Source organism: Haemophilus sp. HMSC071C11 (assembly GCF_001837655.1).
Taxonomy (GTDB): Bacteria; Pseudomonadota; Gammaproteobacteria; order Enterobacterales; family Pasteurellaceae; genus Haemophilus; species Haemophilus influenzae.
Genome location: NZ_KV833436.1, coordinates 1 through 4,124 on the forward strand (window position 1 = coordinate 1; position 4,124 = coordinate 4,124).

Here is a 4,124-nt window from a genome sequence, read left to right on the forward strand (position 1 = left end):
GCTGTTTTTAGGTTTGTTAAAGTTTGCGTACCTTGATATTTAGATAGAGATTTTGCTACAGATAATTGGGCATTTTCACTTAAAGTTTCAAGTGCGCCAGATAGCTGAAAACCTTTTACTAAAAACGCTTCTTCCGTATGCGCTGATAAAGACGCTAAACCAAGCAATGCCGAGATTGCACTGAGCTTTAATTTGCTTTTTATGTTTTTCATAATAATAACCTGTTAAAAATATTTTATTGCATTTTCCGTAATTTTTTACAAGGTGGGTAAAAGCCCGTGCTGAACTTTAACCCACACGGCAAATAATACGAAAATAAAATGGATTTATCGCGAGATGAAATTCATCTCGCTAATTACTGACCGCTACCGCCCGTTATCAGCGATATTAACGCACACCGTCGCGCCATCACTGTTTGAGAAACACGCCCTGCCTTCAGAAATCACTATTCGACTTAATGGTCTGGTTGCAAATTCATTTTGTGTATCGACTGTAATTGTATTATTTGGCTCAATAAAACGTACAGCGCTCACACCAAGCTTAGCTAATGCTTCTCTTTCTTCATCAGATAAATCTTTCACTTTCTCAAGAGCGCGTTTTGCTTCAATTACTTCATATACGCTCGCTATGCCCGGTTGAATGTATTTCACATCAATTTCAACACCTTTTAACAGCACGGTGTTTTTACCGTTTTTTGAAATGATATTTAATCCATTTATTGTGATTAAATCCCCAGTGATGTTCACTCTGCTTGAGGTTGTCGCGATTACGCTGCCGGAGCCATTTGCGTTAGTTACATTTACTTCTGTACGGTCACCTAATGCCGCGCCGTCCAACTGAGCATCTTTTGCATTAATAACCAGGGTGCCACTGGCTGCCTCGATTTTTGAACCTGCCACAGTAGTTAAAGTGCCTGTGGTATTTAATGTCACATTGGCGGCATTGATGCTTCCTGCGATACTGCTATCCTTGGCCGTGAGAGTTGTCTGACCATTGCTTGAGGTAATATCAGAACTTGTTTCGGTGGTTAAAGTACCTCCTGTTGCGGTTAAAGTCACAGCTCCGCCCGTTGCTTTAATTCTTGCGCCATCTTTAATAGTTAAATTATCAGTATTTGCTGTAACATTTACTGTATTGCCAGAGATTGTACCGCCAATTGTACCTGTTGCGCTTGTTACATTAGCCTCACCTGTTTTTGCTTCAATTTTTGAGCCTGCTTGAGTGGTCAAGCTACCGGTCGCACTAACGCTTACCGTATTACCAGAAATTGTGCCACTAATATCACCTGATTGGCTTGAGGTGGTTACACTCTTAGTTCCGTTAATCTTAGAGCTTGTTTGTGTGGTTAATTTACCTTTATCCGCAGTAATGGTAACAGTGTCACCTGAAATATTACCTACAGCAAGAGTTTGTCCAGTTGCAATAAGCGTCACAGAACCAGAACTGGATTCAACTTTACCATTAATATTACCTGTTTGGGTTGTAATATTTGCATCACCTGTTGTCGCGTTAATAGTTGAGCCTTCTGTGGTTGTTATGGCACCTGAGTTTGCTGTTACTGTTACATTTTGACCAGTGATGTTACTTACATTAAGTGTATTGCCGCTCGCTGTAATATTTACATTACCGGAAGCTGATTTAACTTCGCCATTAATTTCACCTGTTTTGGTTGTAATATTTGCATTACCAGTTGTTGCATTAATAGTTGATCCTTTTGTGGTTGTTACGGCACCTGAGGCTGCTGCCACTGTCACATTTTGACCTGTGATGTTACTTACATTAAGCGTGTCGCCGCTCGCTGTAATATTTACATTACCGGAATTGGATTCAATTCCACCTTTAATATCACCTGTTTTGGCTGTTACTTCTACGCTACCTATGGTTGCATTAATGGTTGTGCCCGCTTTGGTGGTAACATTTTCTGACGCAGTGATATTTACTGTTTTGTGAGAAGTAATATTGTTGTTTACTGTTACATTTTTTGCATTAATAGTTAAGCTGGTGCTATCGCCATTATTGCTTTCAGCGTCATTATTGCCATTAGAGGTTTCTACTTTACTGTTTAGTGTTACATTGTGACTGCCAGCAGAGATTTTCGAATCTTTAACCTGGTTAAAGGTTACTTTTTTAGCATTAGCATTGTTGTTATTATCACTATTACCGATGATTAAATCGGCACCCTCTTTGGCTGTGATTTCTGCTTTATCGAAGCCTGAAATATTTAGGTCTCCCGTTAATTGCAATTCTTTGGTTTTAATGGTTAGATTAGCATTGTTTGCCGTGCTTGAATCAGAATCCTCTTTATTAACACCCTTCTTGATTGTTATCTGGTTAGTGATATTAATTTTATCGGAAGAAATCGTGAGATTACCTTCTTTTTGCGAGATATTGCCGCCAATTTGGATTTCAGCGTTACCTTTATTATCAATGATATTCAAATCACCTGCTTTGTTGGTTATATTACCTTCTATAATGGTACGGTAAGTGGTGTCGGAGTTGGTGGTAATATTTAAGCTACTGGTGTTATTGATATCTTTAAATTTAGCCCCTCCTCTAGCAATGGAGATATTTGAATTGCCTTTGTTGTCAAACAAGCCGCCTACATTAAAAGTGAAATTTGTGATAGCTTTAAGATTGGCGCCATTGTTAACGGTAAGATTTCCGTTTATATTGATAACATTGCCGCCAGCGGTAAGGTTGCCGCTATTAATGATGACATCTTTTTTAATAGTTAAAGGTTTTTGATGGTTGTCAAAATCCGAACCGATAAGAGTGACGTTAGCGTTGTTATTGATAGTAGCATTGCCTTCGATTTCTGTTATGGCTTTCTTGGAGCCAAAGGTGATATTGCCTCCAGCAAAGGTTATGTTTTTTTTAGCTACAACGCCTTTACCAATCATCCCGTCAATGCCTTCAACTTGCAAGAGCGATATGTTACCTCCGGTGGCATTTAGGGTTAAATCATTATTTATCAAGAAGCCGACTTTTGTTGAGCCTTCAGTTCTAAATTCTAAACTCGACCCTCCTGAAGCATTAAAGTGTTTAGAATTTATAAATACACCGGGAGTTTGAGCGGTAGAGGATGAGGCGAGAAGTTTGAAAGTGACATTCCCTCCTCCTGAAACTGAAATATTTCCATTGAATGATGCGTAATTCAAATTACGATTATTATTTACCCCTATTGGCGCCTTGATGTCAAAGGTGACTGCCCCGTTTTGTTTAACATCAAAGATAGTGTCTTTGTTGAATGATATACCGTTTAAATTATAAGGGGTGTTAAGGGTGCCTGCAGTGTCATCTCCTCTGGAGTCGATAGTGAGGTTAAACTTACTGCCTTCGGAAACATTTAAATGGGTTACGTTCCAATAGGTTCGCCCCCTGAATTTACTATAATCCCATTTTTTAGGTATGACCATTGAGATGTTTACTTTCCCTGAAATATTTAAAGTTCCGTTAAAAAAGTTTATGATTTGGAAATTATTTCCTAAATCCCTTTTGATGTTAAAAAGTAACCCTGTTCCAATACCGTTTAGGGAGGCGTTTTCAAACCTAAAACCTTTACCATTGCCTGCGGTAATAGTCCCTTGACCTGTAATGGTTGGGTTATTCCCTTTTTCGAAGGCGATATCTCCTTGTTTAGTTGTAATGTTTAAGAGCCCTGAATTAAGCGTAATGTTTTTATGAATATCAATCCAGCCGCTGGAGTAAATAGTTAAGCTTCCGCCAGTAGTAGAAGTGATATTGCCTTTAATATCAACGCCGCTGCTGTTATCATTTTCGCTCCAGAGTATTAGATGGGAGCTGTCTTTGATGTTGATATCACTATTAACTGTGATTCTTTTTCTGGCAGTGATATTAACAAAGGTGTTGCCACTTAATATACGCTCAAGAGTTGTGTTTATTAATGTCGGTTTGTTGTGAGCGTTTTTTTTGGGGTTATCCTTTCCTCCTGCTCCGGTAGGGAAATCTTCTGTTGGTGAAGCGTCGTTACGTTCTGATGTGCCTGCGTTAATGGATACATTGTCCGGGTCTAACAACCATTCTTTAGCGCCAACAGTCGTGCCGTCATTAATGAATAAATCATGCCCCGACGTCTCCACAAAACCACCAGTTTTAGCGATATC

At 39.1% G+C, this 4,124-nt stretch carries 1 protein-coding gene and 1 pseudogene; both read right to left on the reverse strand.

Annotation, left to right across the window (positions count from 1 at the left end; all coding sequences use genetic code 11):
* Positions 1 to 212, reverse strand: a pseudogene (locus HMPREF2644_RS06510) (ShlB/FhaC/HecB family hemolysin secretion/activation protein); the annotation flags it as partial.
* Between the two features lie 153 nt (positions 213 to 365).
* Positions 366 to 4,100, reverse strand: coding sequence for a beta strand repeat-containing protein (locus HMPREF2644_RS06515; protein WP_306806743.1), 3,735 nt, complete (start codon positions 4,098 to 4,100; stop codon positions 366 to 368).
* Positions 4,101 to 4,124 lie beyond the last annotated feature (24 nt).